The 21,362-nt window shown below is 39.7% G+C and carries 22 protein-coding genes; 12 read left to right on the top strand and 10 right to left on the bottom strand.

Features of this window, described 5'->3' with window-relative positions; all coding sequences use genetic code 11:
- Window positions 1–178 precede the first annotated feature (178 nt).
- Window positions 179–2,353 (bottom strand): acylase, encoded by a 2,175-nt coding sequence (locus FL972_RS02385; protein WP_144603126.1) that lies wholly within the window; start codon window positions 2,351–2,353, stop codon window positions 179–181.
- Between the two features lie 71 nt (window positions 2,354–2,424).
- Entirely contained in the window at window positions 2,425–3,315 is an 891-nt protein-coding gene (locus FL972_RS02380; RefSeq protein ID WP_144603123.1) for an aldo/keto reductase, read from the bottom strand.
- A gap of 214 nt (window positions 3,316–3,529) precedes the next feature.
- On the opposite strand from FL972_RS02380, the gene pfkA reads away from it, so the two are divergent.
- Both pfkA and FL972_RS02370 read left to right on the top strand, forming a co-directional pair.
- Window positions 3,530–4,504: a 6-phosphofructokinase gene (pfkA, locus tag FL972_RS02375; RefSeq protein WP_144603120.1), complete on the top strand. Its 975-nt coding sequence runs from the start codon at window positions 3,530–3,532 to the stop codon at window positions 4,502–4,504.
- A 1-nt stretch (window position 4,505) separates the two neighbouring features.
- On the top strand, window positions 4,506–4,841 hold the full coding sequence (locus tag FL972_RS02370; RefSeq protein WP_144603117.1) for a hypothetical protein: 336 nt from the start codon (window positions 4,506–4,508) through the stop codon (window positions 4,839–4,841).
- On the opposite strand, the gene miaA is transcribed toward FL972_RS02370, so the two are convergent.
- The gene (gene miaA, locus FL972_RS02365; protein ID WP_219959142.1) at window positions 4,819–5,736 is read right to left on the bottom strand and encodes a tRNA (adenosine(37)-N6)-dimethylallyltransferase MiaA; all 918 of its coding nucleotides are present in this window, start codon (window positions 5,734–5,736) and stop codon (window positions 4,819–4,821) included. The genes FL972_RS02370 and miaA overlap by 23 nt on opposite strands.
- Window positions 5,737–5,778: 42 nt before the next feature.
- Between miaA and FL972_RS02360 the strand changes: the two genes are divergently transcribed.
- From FL972_RS02360 to FL972_RS02340, 5 genes are read left to right on the top strand one after another with little or no spacing between them, the layout of a single operon-like run.
- On the top strand, window positions 5,779–6,531 hold the full coding sequence (locus FL972_RS02360; RefSeq protein ID WP_144603113.1) for a response regulator: 753 nt from the start codon (window positions 5,779–5,781) through the stop codon (window positions 6,529–6,531).
- Window positions 6,528–6,905, top strand: a complete 378-nt coding sequence (locus tag FL972_RS02355; RefSeq protein WP_091649836.1) for a response regulator — start codon at window positions 6,528–6,530, stop codon at window positions 6,903–6,905. The genes FL972_RS02360 and FL972_RS02355 overlap by 4 nt, the downstream gene beginning before the upstream one ends.
- Window positions 6,906–7,184, top strand: a complete 279-nt coding sequence (locus tag FL972_RS02350) for a hypothetical protein (protein ID WP_091649833.1) — start codon at window positions 6,906–6,908, stop codon at window positions 7,182–7,184.
- Window positions 7,181–7,945 carry an MBL fold metallo-hydrolase gene (locus FL972_RS02345; RefSeq protein WP_144603109.1) on the top strand — a complete coding sequence of 255 codons (765 nt, stop codon included), beginning with the start codon at window positions 7,181–7,183 and terminating at the stop codon, window positions 7,943–7,945. Before FL972_RS02350 ends, FL972_RS02345 begins: the two co-directional genes overlap by 4 nt.
- Entirely contained in the window at window positions 7,945–9,519 is a 1,575-nt protein-coding gene (locus FL972_RS02340; protein ID WP_144603105.1) for an NFACT RNA binding domain-containing protein, read from the top strand. The genes FL972_RS02345 and FL972_RS02340 overlap by 1 nt, the downstream gene beginning before the upstream one ends.
- On the opposite strand, the gene FL972_RS02335 is transcribed toward FL972_RS02340, so the two are convergent.
- From FL972_RS02335 to FL972_RS02310, 6 genes are all read right to left on the bottom strand, one after another.
- On the bottom strand, window positions 9,512–9,880 hold the full coding sequence (locus tag FL972_RS02335) for a hypothetical protein (RefSeq protein ID WP_250161267.1): 369 nt from the start codon (window positions 9,878–9,880) through the stop codon (window positions 9,512–9,514). The genes FL972_RS02340 and FL972_RS02335 overlap by 8 nt on opposite strands.
- 1 nt (window position 9,881) lies before the next feature.
- Window positions 9,882–10,652, bottom strand: coding sequence for a LytR/AlgR family response regulator transcription factor (locus FL972_RS02330; protein ID WP_144603101.1), 771 nt, complete (start codon window positions 10,650–10,652; stop codon window positions 9,882–9,884).
- Complete coding sequence (locus FL972_RS02325; RefSeq protein ID WP_144603098.1) at window positions 10,591–11,655, bottom strand: sensor histidine kinase; 1,065 nt, start codon at window positions 11,653–11,655, stop codon at window positions 10,591–10,593. Before FL972_RS02325 ends, FL972_RS02330 begins: the two co-directional genes overlap by 62 nt.
- A gap of 109 nt (window positions 11,656–11,764) precedes the next feature.
- The gene (locus FL972_RS02320) at window positions 11,765–13,630 is read right to left on the bottom strand and encodes a fasciclin domain-containing protein (protein ID WP_186299973.1); all 1,866 of its coding nucleotides are present in this window, start codon (window positions 13,628–13,630) and stop codon (window positions 11,765–11,767) included.
- 183 nt (window positions 13,631–13,813) lie between these two features.
- On the bottom strand, window positions 13,814–15,238 hold the full coding sequence (gene pyk, locus FL972_RS02315) for a pyruvate kinase (RefSeq protein WP_144603095.1): 1,425 nt from the start codon (window positions 15,236–15,238) through the stop codon (window positions 13,814–13,816).
- Between the two features lie 6 nt (window positions 15,239–15,244).
- Window positions 15,245–15,673, bottom strand: a complete 429-nt coding sequence (locus FL972_RS02310; RefSeq protein WP_091649814.1) for an IPExxxVDY family protein — start codon at window positions 15,671–15,673, stop codon at window positions 15,245–15,247.
- Between the two features lie 152 nt (window positions 15,674–15,825).
- On the opposite strand from FL972_RS02310, the gene FL972_RS02305 reads away from it, so the two are divergent.
- The 5 genes from FL972_RS02305 (at window position 15,826) to FL972_RS02285 (ending at window position 21,052) form a co-directional block, all read left to right on the top strand.
- On the top strand, window positions 15,826–16,062 hold the full coding sequence (locus FL972_RS02305; RefSeq protein WP_024282156.1) for an acyl carrier protein: 237 nt from the start codon (window positions 15,826–15,828) through the stop codon (window positions 16,060–16,062).
- Window positions 16,063–16,081: 19 nt separating this feature from the next.
- Window positions 16,082–17,332: a beta-ketoacyl-ACP synthase II gene (gene fabF / locus FL972_RS02300; protein WP_144603090.1), complete on the top strand. Its 1,251-nt coding sequence runs from the start codon at window positions 16,082–16,084 to the stop codon at window positions 17,330–17,332.
- Between the two features lie 88 nt (window positions 17,333–17,420).
- Window positions 17,421–18,080, top strand: coding sequence for a ribonuclease III (rnc, locus tag FL972_RS02295; protein WP_091650886.1), 660 nt, complete (start codon window positions 17,421–17,423; stop codon window positions 18,078–18,080).
- A gap of 16 nt (window positions 18,081–18,096) precedes the next feature.
- Window positions 18,097–19,935 (top strand): NAD(+) synthase, encoded by a 1,839-nt coding sequence (gene nadE / locus FL972_RS02290; RefSeq protein WP_144603086.1) that lies wholly within the window; start codon window positions 18,097–18,099, stop codon window positions 19,933–19,935.
- A gap of 13 nt (window positions 19,936–19,948) precedes the next feature.
- Entirely contained in the window at window positions 19,949–21,052 is a 1,104-nt protein-coding gene (locus FL972_RS02285; RefSeq protein WP_144603082.1) for a prolipoprotein diacylglyceryl transferase, read from the top strand.
- Here the strand turns inward: FL972_RS02285 and yidD are convergent.
- Window positions 21,049–21,273: a membrane protein insertion efficiency factor YidD gene (gene yidD / locus FL972_RS02280; RefSeq protein WP_144603079.1), complete on the bottom strand. Its 225-nt coding sequence runs from the start codon at window positions 21,271–21,273 to the stop codon at window positions 21,049–21,051. The genes FL972_RS02285 and yidD overlap by 4 nt on opposite strands.
- Between the last annotated feature and the right edge of the window lie 89 nt (window positions 21,274–21,362).

Here is a 21,362-nt window from a genome sequence, read left to right as displayed (position 1 = left end):
GAGACCGAAGACAGTTGACCGAAGCTTGGTTGAATTGATCTGCTGTGCTTCTTTTATGCACCTCAGTTTTCTTACAGACAGAAAATCGGATATATTTTTCAATAAAATGTCAGTTCGAGCGAAGTCGAGAACCCATCGACCTTGCCCGAATTGACATGAGCTTTTTTCGTCAATACAATTATTTCCTTTTCCCTGGATTATACCGCTCTTCTGCTCTAGCTTCAACATCTTCTTGGTAATACGCCACATCTTTCCAATTTGCATCAGCATAACGCTGCGCCTGATCGGTAAAATGAGGCGAATTAGGATCCCCACTTTGACCTCCTGCTAAAATACTTTTAGCTTTTACCTTTTTACCAAATTCAACTACAGCTACAAAGCTATTCCCTCTATATCCATATAATCGCTTTGTATCTTCTGTACTTCTTGCTCCATAAGCTGCCAAAGCTCCCCAGGTTCCTGAAGCCATTCCTACAGGAATGTATGGTTTATCATCATCAAACTTCAAATCAATAGCGCCTGAAAGTCTTTGAAATCTATTGATCTCGCCCCAAGGGGTATTCCAAGATCCGAAATCTGCATTCATTTCCTCAATAGTTTGATCAAAAGCCTCCACGACTTGATTGTCGCTAGGCTTAGAATATTCCCCACTAATTGATGGATCGTCGATGAAGCGATTCAATGAACCTACATTTCGCGCATAATTCATCCCATAAAAATGAGCCAGAGACATAGCCACTGATTCCTTACTCGTACGGAAATCCCATGCTTTAAGCACTTGAATCGCCTCTTTATTCTTAGAACCTACTTTTTCATAGGCCGCAACCAATTCAGGAATCAAAGCCTCAAAGGCAGGTAAATAAGGATCATGTGCCAATTCTATAAATGAATCCAATGTCAAATTTTTAGCCTCTTTCAAAACTTTAACTGCATGAATGCCTCGGAAATTTTCCTGATCAGGAGCCATGTAAATAGGATAATTTTCCCTTTTCGGAGAATATTCACCTGCTGCTGTGTAAGGTGTGGAATTACAGTTTTGAATCCAGCCCGTTTCAGGATTGAGGATCACAATGCTTTCATCCACCGTGTGTAAGCCTTGCCAGTCTGTAGCTGGATTAGATCCATCTACGGGTTCAGAAAAGTCAAATTCAGGATTTCTTTTGGGAATAAAATTCCCGTGGAAATAGCCGATATTCCCTTCTGCATCAGCAAAAACAGTGTTATTGGATGAGTTGGTACGGATATTCATCATATCCTTAAACTCTGCAAAATTATTCAACTTGGTTCGGGTAAAACTTTGAATCAAGGCCTGAACAGGATCCCAATTGATTTTGGTTGCCACCCATTTTCCATCCATTTCGTGAGTGATCGGGCCATGATGGGTTCTATAGAAGTCAAAGGTTTTCTCTTTAATCCCCTCGGCTGTTTTATACTTAATTGTCGCTTGCTTTACTTCCACCGGTCTTTCTTCATTTCCATATTGATAAACCAGTGAACCATCCTCTTTTTGGAGTACTTCTTCTACAAATTCATCGATAAAGTCAACTCGGGTGGAAGTATGAATCCAACCGGTTTTTTCATTAAATCCCTGATAAACAAAAAGCTGACCCCAGGTCACAGCTCCATAGGCGTTCAAACCCTCTTTAGATACAACATGCACCTCTGGTCTGAAATAAAATGAGGTATGGGGATTGATAAGCAGCATAGCATTTCCTGACTCTGTCAGTTCCCCGGCAACTGCAATTCCATTCGATCCCGCAGGTTCTTCCAAAGCCTCAGGGCTTTTCCATTCAGCAACTGCCTCCAAAACAGGTACACTGATTTCTTTTCCGTAGAATTCCCGAATTCCTTTTAGAGGTATCTGCTCGATGTCTCCACCTATGGAACCTTCAAAAAAGAATAAATGCATCCATGGTTCATAATGAGTAATTACCTGAGCCTCAACTTCTGGATGTGTATGTAGGTAGTAATTTATGCCATCTGCGAAAGCCACACATAATTCCTTCAACCAATCCGGAGCTGTTTCATAAGCAGCCTTAGCTTCCTCTTCTGTCATGTACAAATTGGCTCTCAAATCAGAGAAAATTGCCTCTTCTCCTTCCAGTTCAGCTAATCTTCCTGTTGCCCATACATAATTTCGCTCAACCCTTCTAAAATCATCTTCGCATTGAGCGTAAAGCAGTCCAAACACCGCATCAGCATCGGTTTCTCCGTAAATATGAGGAACTCCAAAGTCATCCCGAATTATTTCCACTTGGGCAGCTCGGGCTTCCCAGCGATCCAATTCTGTTTCAACTTTGGGACTGCAAGCGATAAAAGCTATCAGAAGTAGCAAGCAAATATTTTTAATCATAGGTATCTATGGGTGGTTGATTTTCAATCTTGAAATTAAGGGAAATAAAAATCCTGTATAGAAGAAATTGATCAGCGGTGATCTTGATAATGATTAGCGGGTAATTTCCTTCGAATTGCCTGGATAAAGTCTTCCTCTATCTGCATCCCTTCTTCGTAGGCTCTCAACATTTTTTCAACCTGGCCTACTGAACTAGCCCCAATGACCAAAGATGCAACTGCCTTTTGGCTTAAGCCAAAGCGAATCAACAAGGACTCGGTTGAATAGACGAATGAATTTAAAAAGTCCTTCATAGCCTTTACTTTTTCAGCATGATAACTCAAGAAATCAGAGGATTCCTTATCTATCAATAAGCCTTTTGCGAATGCCCCTCTTACCAGAACCCGGATTTCACTTTGTTCCAAAACAGGAAAAACCACCTCCTCAGGTCTCCTATCCAAAGGGCTATATTGCATCATAATGCTGGCAGGAGGATTTAACTCCATCACTTTTCGGATAACATTGGGCCGAATGGAGGAAATCCCAAAAGCCCGGATTTTTCCTTCCTTCTTTAAAATTTCAAAGGCCTCTAAGGTCTCATCCCAAGGATCCTCAATCGTGCCTCCATGAAGCTGACATAAGTCTATGTAGTCCGTTTTCAAACGAGCCAAACTGGCATCTACGGCTTTAAGAATATATTCTTTTTTGGGGTTCCAATCCCACCCAGAGCCATCCTTTCTCCATTCGTTGCCGACTTTGCTTGCCAAAAGCACCTGATCTCTGCGGTCTTGAATGGCCTCTCCCACCATTTCCTCATTAAAGCCTCTTTGATACAAATCAGCCGTATCCAATAAATTGATTCCTGAAGAAATCGCAGCCTGAATGATTTTTATGCCTTCATTCTTCTTTTCAGGAAGAGACATACAGCCTAAAGAAATTTCAGGTATTTGGAAATCCGCAAGGGGAAGAGTTCGTCTATTCATTTGATTTTGGGTTTACAATTCAAAAATATGATTTCATTCCATAGATAAAATTTTCCACTTAATTCATCCCAGAAACTACGGCTTTCCTCCTTTAATCCCTATTTTTGCGGGGCTTAAAAACCTATTTTATTAAAACTAGACGATCTAAGATTTTCCCCCATGGGAATTCTATCGAAAGATTGGTTTTATTGACCTTTTAGATAATACAGAAAACATGAAAAAAATTGCCGTTTTTACTTCAGGAGGTGATAGTCCAGGAATGAATGCCTGTGTGAGAGCTGTTGTCAGAACAGCTATTTTTAAAGGACTGGAAGTTTACGGAGTTTATCGCGGATATGAAGGAATGATTGAGGGTGATATCAAACGCATGCATTCCTACTCTGTAAGTAATATTGTTCAGCGTGGGGGAACCATTCTTAAATCTGCCAGATCAAAGGAATTTAGAACTCCGGAAGGCAGAAAAAAAGCCTATGACAACCTGATGAAACATGGAATTGAAGGAATTGTCGCAATCGGAGGAGACGGAACATTTACAGGTGCAAAAATTTTCTTCGAAGAATTTGGGATACCAACTATCGGCTGTCCAGGAACTATAGACAACGATCTCTATGGAACAGATTACACCATAGGATTTGATACTGCGGTTAATACCGCTTTGGAAGCAATCGACAAGATTCGGGATACTGCTGCTGCTCATGATAGAATCTTTTTCATAGAAGTGATGGGACGGGATGCAGGCTTTATTGCTGTGGAATCGGGTATCGGAGGCGGAGCGGAATTCGTGATGGTTCCGGAGACTGCTACTGATATAGAAGGAGTGGTAAAGTCCTTGAAAAACCTCAGGAAGACTAAATCTTCCAGCATTATCGTAGTAGCAGAAGGAGATGATGCAGGGAATGCCGAGGAGATTATGCAGAAAGTTAAAAGTAAAATCAAGGACACTACCAAGGAATTTAAGGTGACCACTTTAGGACATATTCAAAGAGGTGGAAACCCTACGGCCCGAGATAGAGTTTTAGCAAGTAGATGTGGAATGGCAGCTGTAGAAGGTCTGTTGAAAGGAGAAGTGAACTGCATGGCCGGAGTGATGAATCAGCAGGTTGTTTACACTCCATTTGGAGACTGCATTGGTAAAACCAAACCACTGATTGAAGATCATTTGAAACTGATAGAAATCTTAAGTATCTAAAATGGGCTATATCCCTTTATTTCTGACTGTAGGAGGCGCTTGTCTCCTTTTTTTCTTAACCGTTAAAACTTCCTTACAAAGGAAACTCAACCTTCAAAAAGAGTTGCTTACTCAATTAAGCTTGGCCTTTCCTGAGTTTCAACTAACTGCAGGTAGTTTAGTAGATCCAGATGTGATTTTGGAAAAACTGAAAGAATCAGACGAAAAAAAATCCAAAATAAAAGATGCCTTAAAGGTAGTCAGAGAGCTAAAGTATAATCGGATTCAATACAATCAACTGATCAAAAAAGCACCTTACAATTGGGTGGCAAAAATCAGTGGTTTTCAGACAATCTAGTTTGAACCCACTGGATGATTTCTGATTCTTGATCAGGATGAAACCAGTGAATAGTTAAATCCCGTCGAAACCAGGTCAATTGACGCTTGGCATATCGGCGGGAGTTTCTTTTTAATAAGCGGATAGCTTCTTCCCTATCATATTCACCTTCCATGTAGGAGAATATTTCTTGGTAACCTACGGTCTGTAAGGCATTCAAATGTCTTTTTTTGAAAAGGCTTTCTGCCTCTTGAAATAAACCTGCCCAGATCATCTCCTCCATGCGTTGGTCAATCCTTTGGTATAATTCCTCCCTATCCCGATTCAGTCCAATTTTAATGGTTTGAAAGGGTCTTTCCACCTTTTGCTTTACCCTGAATGAAGAAAACTTCTTGCCAGTGCCCCTCCAGATTTCCAAGGCTCGCATAAGTCTTTGGGGATTTTGCCTGTCGACAGTTTCAAAATATTCAGGATCTGCTTTTTTGACCTCTTCCTGCAAAAATTCTATACCTCTTTCTTCATACTCTTGGATAATTTGAGTTCTGATTTCGGATTCAACTTCCGGCATTTCATCCAAGCCTTCTGTGATGGCGTCGGCAAATAAGCCTGAACCACCGGTCATAATGACGACTTTTTTTTCTTTGAAGAGTTGAGTTAAAATATTCATAGCATCCTGCTCGAATTTCTTCACATCATATACATCTTCAATAGACAGCGAATCAATCAAGTGATGCTTAACCTGAGCCAGTTCATCCGGGGTAGGTTTTGCAGTACCTAAGTTCATTTCTTTATAAAATTGCCTACTATCGCAAGAAATGATTTCGGTATTGAAAAATTTAGCTAGCTTTAAACAAAGGTTAGTTTTCCCAACTGCAGTGGGGCCAACAACCAAAATTAATGTAGGTATTTCAGACAAGTCCTGAGGATTTGATTTGATGTAAAATTCTAAAGTAAAGGAATGAAAAGCAAAAGCATCCTGATCGTTGATGATAATGATCTCAATAGAAAGCTTTTCGAAAATCTCATCAGTCAATCCTGGTATTGTGAAACTGCAAGGAATGGTCTGGAAGCATTGGAGAAATTAAAATATCAGAGTTTCGACCTGATTTTAATGGATATTCAGATGCCGGAATTAGATGGCATTTCCGCCATGAAGCTAATCAGATCGCGCGAATTAGCTGATTGTCCGATTATTGCAATCACGGCCTATGCAGATGAATCAGATCGGGGAACCTTCCTTTCTCAAGGTTTTGATGAGTTTATGGTCAAGCCGATAAGGCCAAGAGAATTTCTAAACTTGATTCAAAACACCCTGGACTCAAAAACTTTACCGGAGGAAGAAAGCACAGAAAAAACACTCCAAAAAAATATTCTGGACCGAGAAGTTTTTGAGCAATTGACAAAATACAACAACCCAGAAATGATCAAACAGGTATATCTTGACTTTTTGCAGGAGTGCGATCAACTGATAAAAAAATCAAAGATTGCATATGAAAGCAAAAATTTAGAGGATTTGAGCAATTCTATTCATATTTTGAAAGGCAACTCGGGCACCCTTGGGGCCAATAGAATATTTCTTGCGGCACAGACTCTTGAACTATCCGGTAGAAAAGGATCTTTAGAAGAAATCCCCGACCAACTGAATCAATTAGAAGAAGAAATACAATCTTTCAAACAATATTTAAATCAAGCAACTATTTTTGAGTTATGAATGCAGACAAGAAAATTTTGGTAGGTGAAGACAGTTCAGTCATTATCAACCTGACGAAAAATGTATTGGCATTTGAAAATTACCAAATGACAGCAGCCCGAAATGGACAGCAAGTTTTGGATCTTTTAGCCAAGGAGGATTTCGACCTTATTTTGATGGATATCAGCATGCCGGTCTTGGATGGAATCGCTTGCACCAAAGCAATCCGTGAATTGGCAGATGAGAAAAAATCCAAACTGCCTATCATTGCCATCTCTGGAAATATCCACAACATGACTCATGATGATTTCAGAAAGGCCGGTTTTGATGACTTTATTCAAAAACCTCTTGATTACGATCAGGTTTTGGCTACGGTGAAAAAATTCCTAAGCTAAATGGCTGTCAAATACACAAAGCATTTTTTAGATAAGCTCGAAAACTTATTCGCAGCATCAGACTACGTTTTGCGCTACGAAAAAGGGAGCTTTAAATCAGGCTATTGTGTATTAAAAGACACCAAAATCGTCATTGTCAACAAATATTTCCCGCTAGAAGGGAAAATTAATGCATTGATCGACATTTTAGGGGAACTTCAATTCAATCCTCAGGATTTTAAAGAGAAGTCCGTTCAGGATTTCTTAAAAGAATTGCAACAAACCCAATTAAAATTTTGAAAGTACGATTTTTAGGAACAGGAACCTCACAGGGAGTGCCAGTCATTGGCTGCTCATGTCCGGTCTGTAAATCTTTGGACTTTAGGGATAAAAGATATAGGTCCTCTATTCACATACAAGTGGGCGAACTGAGTTTGGTAATTGACACGGGTCCAGACTTTCGATCTCAGATCCTTCAAAGTGGCATAAGCACTTTAGATGCCGTACTATTTACCCATGAGCATAAGGATCACACCGCTGGTCTGGATGATATTAGACCATTTAATTTTGCCCAGCAAAAAGATATGCCAGTGTTTGCAAGAGCTCAAGTGCTGGATCAAATTCGTAGGGAGTTTTCTTATATCTTTTCCAGTCAAAAATATCCGGGAGTCCCTCAGGTTGAAACCATAGAAATTGATGAACAAAGCTTTACCATAGAAGGCATTACCATCACTCCTATTCCGGTTTTACATTATAAATTACCAGTTTTAGGGTTTAGAATCGGCGATTTTACCTATATAACAGATGCCAATCACATTCCCGATTCATCTATTGATTTGATCCGAGGCTCTGAGACCATCGTCCTCAATGCCCTTCAAAAAAAGCCCCATATTTCCCACTTTACTTTGGACGAAGCAATAGAAATGGCAGAAAGTCTCGGAGCGAAAAACACTTATTTTACCCATATTTCCCATAAACTGGGACTCCATGCTGAAGTTGAGAAAGAGCTTCCTAAAGGAATTCATCTGGCCTACGATGGATTAGAGTTAACTTTGGACTAATGCATCTCAATTATCATTTTCTTAAATACCTCTGCCCTGAACTTGAGCAGGAATTGAAAGGAATGACCATTATCTCCTGCTTTTCTCAAAGCAAAGATGAATTGGTTATAGAAGCTGAATCAGGAGAAAATCATCGGTACATCCGGGCGCACTTTTTACCTCCTCAGATTTATTTTGCTTTTCCTGAAGATTATAAAAGAGCTAAAAGGAATTCGGTAGACCTTTTTCCAGAGTTAATAAGAGAAAAGATCAGTTCCTGCAAAGTATTAAGCTATGAAAGGGCTTTTAGATTGGAATTGGAGTCTGGAGGAACTTTGTTGTTTAAACTGCATGGAAATCGAAGTAATGTGCTTCATTATCAATCTGGGAATAAGCTACCCATTCGAGTTTTCAGAAATGAATTTGTAGAAGATAAAAGTCTATACTGGCCCGATTTAGAAAAGACTTTGGATTTAAGTCAAGAACAATTTTTCAGGCTTGAAGGCAATGCTTCTCAGTTTTTGCCAACTCTCGGGAAGATTCCTCGGGAATGGTTGAAAGAGCGGGGATATATACAGGCAACGATAAATCAAAAGTGGGCACTCATGCAGGAGTTGTTGGACATGCTCGACAGCCCGCTTTTTTGCTTGGTTCAAAAAGAGGAGGAGGTCTATTTGACCTTGCTCCCTGATTCCAATATCCAAAAAACCTTCGCCAACCCCGTAGATGCATTGAATGAGCTTTTTTATAAAGCCATGGTCGTGGGCTCTTTTGAAAAAGAAAAGAGGGCTTTGCTGAAGAAATATGGGGATGAACTCAAGAAAACTGAAAGCTATATCAAAAAATCTCAAGAGAAGCTGGAGGCATTGATTCAAGCCGCCCCTCCTTCTCAATTAGCTGATGTAATAATGGCTCATATTCATGAGTTTAAGCCAGGTCAATTAACCTATCGCTTTACCAATTTTTATTCAGGAGAAGAAGTCGAAGTAAAGCTAAAACCCAATCAGAAACTTCAAGATTATGCTGAAAACCTTTACAGAAAAAGTAAAAATAGGCAGCTTGAATTAGACCAGATTGAACAGGCTATCGCTTCTAAAAAAGTAAAAAAGGAGGAATTGGAAACCAAGCTCTTTGAGTTGGAAAACCTGGATGGTTTTAGAGATTTAAAGGATTTTAAAAAATCAAATAAAGAAGATAAGTCCCTCCAAAAAGATAGTGTCAGTCTTCCTTTTAGGCAATTCGAATATGCCGGTTTCCCTATCTGGGTGGGTAAATCTGCCAAGGATAATGATGAAATGCTGAGAAACTATATTCACAAAGATGACTTATGGTTGCATGCAAGGCAGGTTCCGGGATCACACGTTGTCATCAGAACAAAGGGCAAGGAGAAAGTCCCCAATCAAGTGCTTGAAAAAGCGGCTTCTTTAGCAGCCTATTATTCAAAATACAAAACTGAAAGCTTGGCTCCAGTGATTTACACTGAAGCAAAGTTTGTAAGAAAGGTGAAAGGTCTTGCTCCAGGTGCAGTCATGGTAGATAGAGAATCGGTGATAATGGTAGTACCTGAAGGCCCTTCAGAGGAGCTCACTACCTAATACCCAAAGGAGGATCAGGAGCTCTTAAAGAGAGCTTTTTAAATCCTTTGACTAGAACAAAAGTTCCGGCGATACCTGTGGCTCCTCCCACATATAGGAGTGACTTTCCCAAATCAGGATTAGACCCTAATAATTGACCACCAATAATGGTGATTGTATATCCCATGGTGGCTACAAAAATCCCGGTTTTCAGTTGGCTTTGAGCTTGATGTAAATTCAGTTTCACTTCATAGACTTCTTGATCCAGAGCAAGGATAGTTCTTTTCAAAGAATCATAGGCTGGACGTTCTATTACCTGACTATGGGCTAGATTCGAAATCAAAAGAATAGCGATAAAAAGAAAAAATATTTTTGTCAACATGTTATTGATTGATCCAATTTTTAAACTCACTCACCCTTTCTCTTGCCACAACGATAGCAGCCTCGCTTCGGGCATTTAAAGATAAAACAAGCCTACCATTCAGATACGGTTTGATCTCCATCAGGCCATCCAGATTTATAATAATGGATCGATTGACTCTATAAAATTGCTGAGGATCCAATAAAACATCCTGAAGTTCTTGCAAGCTGTGATCTATCATATATCGGGAAGAAGAGCCTATTTCTACGACATAGGTAATCCCTTCTTCCGAATAGAAATAAGCTATTTTGTCGCTGGAAATAAAACTGAATTTATCTCCAATTTTCACCAAAAATCTTTTTTTATAAGAATTTGAATTATAGTACCTTATTAATCTATCTATCAATTTTGAGTTTAAGTTCAAACCCGAATTTGAAACACAGAGTTTTTCAGCTTTTTGACAAGCCAGAACCATCCTGTTTTCGTCAATAGGCTTAAGTACATAGTCTATACAATTATGGTCAAAAGACTGCAGTGCATATTGATCATAGGCTGTGATAAACACGACTGGATGAGCAATTTCCCTCCCTTCGAAAGCTTTAAAACTCAAACCATCAGCAAGATGGATATCACAAAGAATGATATCAAAAGCATCAGGACTTTTTAACTCTTCCCGTAGTTCCTTGATACTTTGTACAGCAGAATGAATAGTCCAAGATGGAAAATGATGCTCAAGGATCGATTTGATTCTGTCTTGAGCTAAAGGCTCGTCTTCGACTAAAAGTATCCTCATGGGTCTCTAACAATGGTAAAACTACTTCAAACCAGTCTTTCTGATCGGTAATCCTAATGGACTGATTTAAAAACCTATATCTATCGGAAATGTTTTTGAGGCCAATTCCCGTAGAATCCTCCACGGCTTCTTTCAATTGCTTCACATTTCCAACACTGATACTTTGATCATCCGCAGAAATCTGAACAATCAATGGCTCCTTTTTCGTGAAATAATTATGCTTAACCACATTTTCTACCAGCAATTGGAGTACGGCTGGTGGAATCAATTTGTTTTTTGCTTTTTCAGAAATTGAAAAATTAAAGCTGAGTGAATCCTGAAATCGAATTTGCAAAAGCTCTATATAGTCCTCCAGAAAGACTAATTCATCTTTTAAATTAACTAGTTCTGATACCTTGTTTTGAAGAATGTATCGATAGGTAGCACTCAATTTTTGAAGGTATTGATCTGCTTTCCCCACGTCCTGATGGATCAAAACTGAAAGGGCACTGAGATTATTAAAGAAAAAATGAGGATTTAATTGTGAATTGAGGGATTCTAATTTGGCTTCAGTAGACAGCAATCTTAACTTGTCTGCTTCTAGTTTTTTCTCAGTAAATTTTTTAAAGAAAAAATAAATCGCGTTGATACAATTTAGGAAGAGGTTAATTCTAAATAAAAAACCGAGAGTCAGCAGAAAATTCGGTAGCGAGTTACCAAAAGGTCCTCCAAATAAAAAAGAGGTGGTTTGTACTGAAAGTGCCGCTAATCCAGCTACCAAAACAAAACTTCCCAAAAATTGAGCTAATAGCGGATGAAAATTTTTGAATGAATAAGAAAAAAAGCTCTCTAAACTCCAATTAATCAACCAAACAGCGTAACAAAGTACCAGGATAAGTGAAAATAATTGGGCCTCCGGCAATGCAGCCTGATACAATCTATCACCATCAAGAATAAGGATATTCAAGAAAGAATAAACCCCTAATAATCCTGGAAAAATAAATTTAAATCGATGGCTGAACATATCGCTGCTTGACTTTCATCACGGTTGGTAAATGTACAGAAACCTACGATGGAAAAACAAGGGGCAGATGTACCTGCCCCTTAATTGTGGTATTTAGTTGATTGCCAGATTAAAGGGTTGGCAATAATACCCCGTCGATTACGTGAACAACACCATTTTCTATTGCCACATCAGCTGCTACAACATTGTAAGTTTGTCCATTGGCATCAGTGACGGTCACTTGATTTCCAGATCGGGTTACCATTAGATTTTCTCCGGCTAGAGTTGGTACCATTTGAGTTCCCTCAGTTAGATCAAATGAGAAAGCCGTTGTTGGTACCACATGAAATCCTAATACTTTTTGAACAGCTTCAAGCCCTAGATTGGAGATCATTTCTTGAAGAGAAGAAAAACCCAAAGCATTCAATAGATTCACAAAGGCCTGATTGGTAGGGGCAAAAACTGTAATTTCATCCGCATCCAATAATGTCTGTCCCAAATTAGCGGCAGTTACAGCGTCCAACAAAACAGAAAGGTTAGCGGCTGTTGCTGCTTCCACAACATTTGGAAGATTATATTCCGGCAACAAGACCCCGTCAATGACATGCACCACTCCATTAGAAATGGCGACGTCAGCAGTCACTACATTAGCTGTATTTCCTAATGCATCCGTCACAGTCACTCCAGAGCCTCCAGCGGTAACCGTGAGCTCCTGCCCTGCTAGAGTGGTAAAAGTATTACTTGCGTTCAAATCAGTGGAAAAAGCCACCGCAGGAACAACATGAAAACCAAGGACAGTTTGAAGGTTTTCTACGCCTCCTATTTTGGTCACCAATTGAGAAAGATTAGCAGCGCCGAATGCTTGTAAAGCTGTCCCAAAAGCATCATTGGTAGGCGCAAATACTGTAATTGCATCAGCTCCAAGCAATGCTCCTCCTAGATCCGCGGCGGTCACTGCATCAATCAAAGTTGTCAACCCTGCAGCAGTTGCGGCCTCTACTACATTTGGAAGCATCAAATCTGGTAGGAGTACTCCGTCCACAACATGAACTACTCCATTTGCAATTTCAATATCAGCAGCAACCACGTTTACTGTTCTGCCCAATCTATCGGTTACAGTAACTGAACCTCCAGAAACTTCAACCAATAAGTCCTGTCCAGCAACTGTCGTAAATGTATTGCTTGCTTGCAAATCTCCTGAGAAAGCAACTGCTGGGACAACATGGAACCCTAAAACTTTTTCAAGATTGGATACTCCCCCTAGTTTGATCACTAGTTCATTCAAATCTGCTGCACCAAAAACTTCCAACGCTACGGCAAAAGCCTCATTTGTTGGCGCAAAAACAGTTATTTCTCCAGCTGAAAGTAAAGTATTACCTAAACCATCCACGGCATTTACAGCGCTTAAAAGGGTATTTAAACCAAATTCATTAGCTACCTCAACCAAGTTTGGCTTTGGCAATTCAATGGATGGAAGCAACACCCTATCAATGATGTGCATAACACCATTTTGAAATTGCAAGTCAGTTTCTAATACATTCGCAGTATTTCCTTGAGCATCCACTACAGTTATTCCGTCTATATTTCTGGTGACAGTTAATTGCTGCCCTGCCAAAGTGGTCACAGTACTTGTCCCAGAAAGAGAAGAAGATAAAATTCTGGTTGGTACAACATGGAAGCCTAAAACAGTCTGGAGATTTGTAGCTCCTCCTAATTTAGCAACCAAGTCATTTAAATCACTTGCGCCGAAGGCATCCAAAGCAGCTGCAAAAGCTTCGTTGGTCGGAGCAAAAACAGTAATAGAAGACTGGCTTTGTAAAGTTGACTCCAAGCCTGGAACAGCCTGAACAGCAGCAACCAGCGTTGTTAGACCCTCATTTTGAGCAACTGAAACAACAGTTCTTCCTTCTATTGGATCAGCGTCGACAATTTCCTGACAGGAAAACATCGAAAAAAGCGCAGTTCCGATGAACAGGTACTTAAATAATTTTGTCATAGCATTAAATTGGTTAGTTTGCTATCAAAACTTTTAAGTAGAAATTAGGATACGAGTTTTACTCTGACCTGTATCAAAAGAAGCTTGAACTGTCTTATTTTTTCTTTGAACTGTGATCCTAAAAACAAAAAATCCCCAACAGAATAACTATTGAGGATTTTTAAGTTTCAAACTTTAGAAGGATCAGGTTACCTGATGAATCTTAAGCATGTTTGTTCTGCCTTTCGCTTTCAAAGGCATACTTGCCGTGTTAATAATAATATCGCCTGCGCTGACATGATCATCCCTTTTCAGGGTTTTCTCAATATCCTCAAAAGTAGCATCTGTTGAAACCTGGTTTTGATATAAATATGCTCTCACTCCCCATACCAAAGACATTTGAGTAATCAACTGCTTATTTCTGGTGAAAATAAAAATATTGGCCAAAGGTCTGTGGGAAGCAATTCTAAATCCTGTAAATCCTGAAGAGGTAATGCCTACAATTGCTTTAGCCTTGACGTTTCTGGATAGCCTAGCAGCCATCAACAGCAAATTATTACTTAAGAAAGTGGTGTCGTCTTCAGGAATCTTGTAAAGATTATGATAGATCTCAGCATTTTGCTCCAAGTAGCTGATAATACTACTCATCGCTTTTACCGCGTTTACAGGATATTTTCCTGAAGCTGTTTCAGCAGAAAGCATTACTGCATCTGCACCATCTAAAACCGCATTGGCCACATCATTGGTTTCAGCCCGGGTTGGTCTCGGATTCTGAATCATGCTTTCCATCATCTGGGTTGCAATGATTACAGGCTTACAAGCCAATTTACATTTCTCAACCATTCTTTTCTGCCAAAGAGGAACTATCTCCATTGGAACTTCCACACCCAAGTCACCTCTTGCAACCATAATCGCATCAGTAGCATCAATGATGGCATCTATATTTTCAAGTGCTTCAGGCTTTTCAATCTTTGCAACGATTTTGCAAACCTTTCCAGCTTTTTGAATTCTTTCTCTCAAATCATAAATATCCTCCGGAGATCTGACAAAAGATAAAGCAATCCAGTCAACATCCTGAGAAAGACCGAATTCAAGATCCTCAATATCTTTTTCAGTCAAAGAAGGAGCGGAAACTTTAGTATTTGGAAGGTTGATCCCTTTTCTTGATTTCAAAATCCCTCCATGAATAACGGTACAATTGACATTTTTGCCGTCTGTATCGTTTACTACAACTTCCAGATTTCCGTCATCGATTAGAATTCTGTCACCTGCAACCACATCATTAGGAAGGTTTTGATAAACTGTGCTAACCAATCGACTAGTACCGACTACTGGATCATTGGTGATGGTTATTGGCTCCCCAGGTTTGATTTCAACCCCATTGTTTTCCACTTCACCTACCCGGATTTTAGGACCTTGAAGATCCTGAAGGATACCCAAATTCAGATTTTGCTCTTCATTGACCCTTCGGATGATTTGAATGACTTCCTCGTGGATGTCATGAGTACCATGAGAAAAATTTAATCGAAACACATTTGCCCCCGCAGCAGCCAAGCTTTTGATTGTTTCATAATTATTGGAGGCTGGGCCTATAGTTGCGAGGATTTTGGTTTTGTTAATATGACTCATTGATTTTTAATAAGTTAATAGGTTTTCTCTAGATTTTAGCTTGGTGACATCCAGTTTCATTACGTTTTGAATGAAGGGAATTTCAGCAAGTTTATTCGCAAATGTATTAATACTTATTTGAAAGGTCTGATCTTGGACCAAAAGGAAATAGTCCATGGTTTTTAGTTCAGGTATCAGGTAAGAGACCTGATTTTGTGAATTGATCGCTTTATTTTTCAAAAGTTGAACAAATCCATGGGGTAAAGAAAGGAAATATTGACTAATTTTCAGTTGTGGATCTGAAAGAAACTCAATCTCAAGATCCTCCCATTTGATGAGGTCTAAATCCAGTTGACGATTGATAAGCCAGGCCATCTTGTAGTCCTTTACAGGGGATACAAGGCCCAAAACCTCAAAGTCGTACGTATGTTCAATCTGTAATTTTACCTTCTTCATTTGGGAAGAAAATGGAGCAAAACAAAGGTAGAAATAAAAATTCAACTCAACGAAAAGCCCCAAAGCTTAAAAATTTACTTGAATCATTTCTTTGCCAATTAGCTTTTAAATATATTTCTTTGCGGAGTGTTATTAACTAAACTGATCACAAAATGTCTGAAATTGCACAAAAAGTAAAAGCCATCATCGTTGACAAACTGGGCGTAGAAGAGTCTGAAGTGACTATGGAAGCAAGCTTTACCAATGACTTGGGAGCTGACTCTCTAGACACTGTAGAATTGATTATGGAATTCGAGAAAGAATTCAACATCTCTATCCCAGATGATCAGGCTGAGCAAATCGGCACGGTGGGACAGGCTGTTTCCTACCTTGAGGCTAACGTAAAATAATAACCAATAAATTCAGTCCATGAATTTAAAAAGAGTTGTTGTAACTGGTATTGGTGCCCTTACACCCATAGGCAATACTTCCGAAGAATTTTGGAAGGCTTTGTCTACGGGCGTAAGTGGTGCTGCACCAATCACCAAGTTTGACGCTTCACTTTTCAAAACCCAGTTTGCCTGCGAAATCAAAAACCTCGATCTAGATCAATTCATTGACAGAAAGGAAGCCAGAAAAATGGATCCCTTTACTCAATATGCAATGATCACTGCAGATGAGGCAATGGCAGATTCGGGATTAGATCTTGAAAAAATTGACAAATCCAGAGCGGGAGTCATTTGGGGCTCAGGAATAGGTGGATTAAAAACCTTCCAGGATGAAGTGACCGATTTTGCAAAAGGTGACGGAACTCCAAGGTTCAATCCTTTCTTTATCCCTAAAATGATCGCTGATATAAGTGCAGGTTTTATTTCCATCAAATATGGATTTAGAGGACCAAACTTTGTAACTGTTTCGGCTTGTGCTTCTGCAACCAACGCCCTAATCGATGCATTTAACTACATCAGATTAGGAAAAGCAGATATCTTTATCTCTGGTGGATCTGAAGCAGCAGTTACCGAAGCCGGTATCGGTGGATTCAATGCTATGAAAGCCCTGTCTCAGAGAAATGATTCTCCTGAAACAGCCTCCAGACCTTTTGACAAAGACAGAGATGGCTTTGTTTTAGGTGAAGGAGCTGGCGCATTGATTCTGGAAGAATACGAACATGCCAAAGCTAGAGGTGCTAAAATCTATGCTGAAATCGTAGGCGGAGGAATGTCCGCAGACGCTAATCACATTACCGCTCCACATCCAGAAGGCTTGGGAGCTAGTTCAGTGATGGAATCAGCCTTAGATGACGCCAACTTAAAGCCTGAGGATATTGATTACATCAATGTACATGGAACATCTACTCCGTTGGGAGATGTAAGTGAGACTAAAGCCATCCAAAAAGTTTTTGGAGAGCATGCTTACAAACTCAATATCAGTAGTACAAAGTCCATGACAGGTCACCTTTTAGGTGCAGCTGGTGCTATCGAAGCTATCGCATCTATCTTTGCTATCAAGCATAGTTTGATCCCTCCTACCATCAACCATTTCACGGATGATGAAACATTTGACCCGGGATTGAATTTAACTTTCAATAAGGCGCAGCAAAGAGAAGTAAATTATGCGCTGAGTAATACATTTGGATTTGGTGGACACAACTGTTCTGTCATTTTCAAAAAATATAACTGATCAGGGTTTGAAACTCTTTCAGAAACTCGGAGTACATCTTCTCTTTCTCAACAATAAAGACAAAAGGCTTGCTGCCTCGGTCAAATTAATGACCGGGAGCAAGCCTTTTAATATTTCTCTCTACCGACTCGCATTAACTCCTGCCGGATTAGGAGAGGAAACTTCCAAAGGATTCAGGATTTCCAATGAAAGACTGGAGTTTTTGGGAGATGCAGTGCTAGGTGCTGTCATCGCTGAGCATCTTTTTCAAAAATATCCCTACAGAGATGAGGGCTTTTTGACGGAAACCCGTTCCAAACTGGTAAACCGGGAAAGTCTGAATGAAACAGGAATTAAAATTGGGCTCAGAAATGTCCTGGATCAGGAAATAGGAGAAAGAAACTTTACAGGAAATAAATCTCTTTATGGAGATATGCTGGAAGCTTTCATTGGAGCCACCTATTTGGATCGGGGCTATCATTTTACCAAGCGCTTTATTCTTAAAAGAATTCTCCTCCACTTTGACTTGGAGGGAATGATCGCCACGACCACCAATTACAAGAGTAAAATCATCGAGTGGTCCCAAAAAGAAAACAAACAGCTGGAGTTTAAAGTATTGCAAGTACACGGCAATCAGCGATTCAAAGAGTTTATTGTGGGGCTGGAAGTAGAAGGCAAAAGTGTAGCTCAAGGAAAAGGAAGCACTAAAAAGAAAGCCGAACAAGATGCCTCCAAAAATGCCTGTGAAGAACTGAATATCGCCACCTGATTCAAATCAATTACACATGTCTGCAATCAAAATCGGAGCAGCTCCCCTAAATCAAACACCTTTGGATTGGTCTGGCAACCTCCAAAGAATTGTTTCTGCAATCAATGAAGCTAGAGAAAAGAAGGTAGAACTTCTTTGTTTCCCTGAGCTGGCCATCACAGGCTATGGCTCTGAGGATTTATTTTTAAGCTATTGGTTTCCTATCAAAGCTCTGGATCAACTCAAAACCTTATTGCCCCATTGCAAGGGAATCACTGTTGCCATTGGGCTTCCTGTGAGAATTGAAAATAAGGTTTACAATACGATGGCTATTGTGGAAGACGGGAAACTGAAAGGTTTTGTGGCAAAGCAGTATATGGCCATAGACGGAGTTCATTACGAATTTCGCTGGTTTACCCCTTGGAAAGCTCATGAGATTATCGACCTGGATTTCTTCGGTGAAAAAATCCCTTTTGGAGATATTACTTTTCATCACAAAAACATCCACTATGGTTTTGAAATTTGTGAAGATGCCTGGAGAGGACCTATTCGACCTGGCTATAGACTTTGCGAACGAAAAGTAGATTTAATATTCAATCCAAGTGCTAGTCATTTCGCCATGGGAAAAACCCTAGAGCGGAAAGAATTGATTGAATTTAGCTCCAAGGAATTTGACTGCTATTACTGCTATGTCAACTTACTTGGAAATGAAGCTGGTCGAATGATCTTCGACGGAGAGACTATGCTGGCTAAATCCGGCAAGGTTTTGTATAGAAATCAACTCCTATCCTACCAAGATTTTCAGGTTTTGACTTTTGAAGTCAAAGAAGAAGTTCAAGAAATTGCTAGAATCCTAAGCAAGGAGGAAGAGTTTGTTCAAGCCGCCAGTTTAGGCCTCTTTGATTATTTGAGAAAAAGCAAAAGCAGAGGATTTGTACTTTCCCTATCCGGAGGCGCTGATTCCTCCACCGTTGCGATTTTGGTCGCAGAAATGGTCAGAAGAGGAATTCAAGAATTAGGACTAGAAAACTTCTGCAAAAAAATCTCTTTTCCAATCCCTCAAAATTCAGCTTCTGCAGAAAAAGAGTTGGTAAATCAACTTCTCACTACCGCTTATCAGGGCACTAAAAATTCATCGGTTGACACGTTTAAAAGTGCTAAAGAATTGGCTGAAAGCCTAGGAGCAACCTTTTATCATTGGACCATTGATGAAGAGGTCGGCACTTATACCCAGAAAATTGAAAATGCTATTGGCAGGAAATTGACTTGGGCCGAGGATGATATCACCTTGCAGAATATTCAGGCTAGAACCCGATCTCCAATTATTTGGATGCTGGCAAATATCAATAATGCTTTGCTGCTCGCTACATCCAATAGAAGTGAAGGAGACGTAGGTTATACTACCATGGACGGTGATACCAGCGGAAGTATCTCCCCTATTGCAGCGGTAGATAAATATTTTATACTTCATTGGTTGCGCTGGGCAGAAATAAATCTCGACAGGCCAGGATTAGCTTTAGTGAATTCCCTGCAGCCTTCAGCTGAATTAAGGCCGGCTGAAAGGACTCAAACTGATGAAAAAGATTTGATGCCTTATTCGCTGATTGTAGAAATAGAAAAACTCGCAATCAGAGACCGAAGATCACCTATGGATGTATTTCTGATTTTAAAAGAAGAGATACAGATAGAAGATCAGATTTTGAAGGGATATATTAAAAAATTCTTTCAACTTTGGTCCAGAAACCAATGGAAAAGAGAGCGATTGGCTCCCTCCTTTCACTTGGACCAATTCAATGTAGACCCCAAAACCTGGTACAGATTTCCAATTTTATCAGGGGGATACAAAGAAGAATTAGAACAATTAGATCAACTTTGACCAAACCTAATTTATGCTCTCTTTTATCTTAAATTATGTAGTGTGGGACCCTAATCCAGCTGTTTTTGCAGGATTTGAAAGACTTCGGTGGTACAGCCTTTTGTTTGCCTTGGGCTTTATTATCTCCCAACAGTTCATGGTTTATTTCTTCAAAAAAGAAGGACATAATGAAGCTTTGGTAGATAAATTGACCATTTACATGGTGCTGGCAACAATCATTGGCGCTCGATTGGGGCATGTTTTGTTTTATGAACCCGAAAAATATTTAAGCAATCCCATAGACATCCTCAAAGTCTGGGAAGGTGGACTTGCTTCCCATGGAGCCGCTATTGCAATCCTTTTTGCGCTTTGGCTTTATGCCAAAAAGACTCCTGGACAAAGTTACCTATGGGTGGTTGATCGAATTGTCATTGTAACCGCTATGACTGGTGCTTTGATTCGCTTTGGAAATTTAATGAACTCTGAAATCGGGGGTAAAGACACAGGAACGGACACCGGTATTGTGTATATGAGAGATACCGAGGAGGTTTTGGAAAGCTTGCGGGTTCCTGTAGAGTCTATTGATGCCTACAAACCAGAGGATAGGCAAAATGAGCTAAATGGAAATGGTATTGTTCCTGTGAATATTGACATTGTCATCAACAAGGGAAACTTCACTAAGGAAACCTTGGAGTCTACTTTAAGAAGCGATATCAAATACGCATTGACTCAGTTTAATTCCTCCAAAAAGTATTTGGCAGAAGAAGTGGAAACTCCACTAAATCTGACTTTGACTGAGGAGTCTAACCAATATGTGGCCACAGTCAAAACATTTGGCCGAGCCAAGCACCCAACCCAGATTTATGAATCAATTTCTTATTTTATCATTTTCTTAATTTTATTAAGCATTTGGATTAAATATAAAGAGCGGGTTCCTGAAGGTTTACTTCTTGGTTTATTCTTGATTTCTGTTTTTGGAATGCGATTCGTCTGGGAGTTTTTCAAAGAGAACCAAGTTGAATTTGAAGAGACCATGAAATTCAACATGGGGCAAATCTTGAGTATTCCACTGGTGATTGCAGGAGTACTCCTCGTTTTGAGAGCCTTGAAAAAAGGTATTCCTGCGAAAGAAAATTAAGGTACGGGATCATGTCCATGTCCTCCCCAAGGATGGCATCTGGATATGCGCTTGATCCCCATCCATCCTCCTTTGAGTGGACCATGTTTTAAAATGGCCTCTTTGGTATATTGACTGCAAGTCGGGGTAAATCTACAGCTTGTAGGAAATAAAGGAGAAATGGTGTATTGATATACCAAAACAGGGAAAATGGCAATCTTTCTGATGGCGTCTTTGAGCATGGTTCAAGCGTTTGGAGAGCTCGCTTATTTAAACCAAAAGTATTGATTCTGAATTCCTTTTGAAACTTAAAATTTCACATATTCTTTTT

The organism is Algoriphagus algorifonticola (assembly GCF_007655305.1).
Classification (GTDB): Bacteria; Bacteroidota; Bacteroidia; order Cytophagales; family Cyclobacteriaceae; genus Algoriphagus; species Algoriphagus algorifonticola.
Note: the sequence above shows the minus strand (reverse complement) of the source record. Positions and strands in the feature narration are given on the sequence as shown.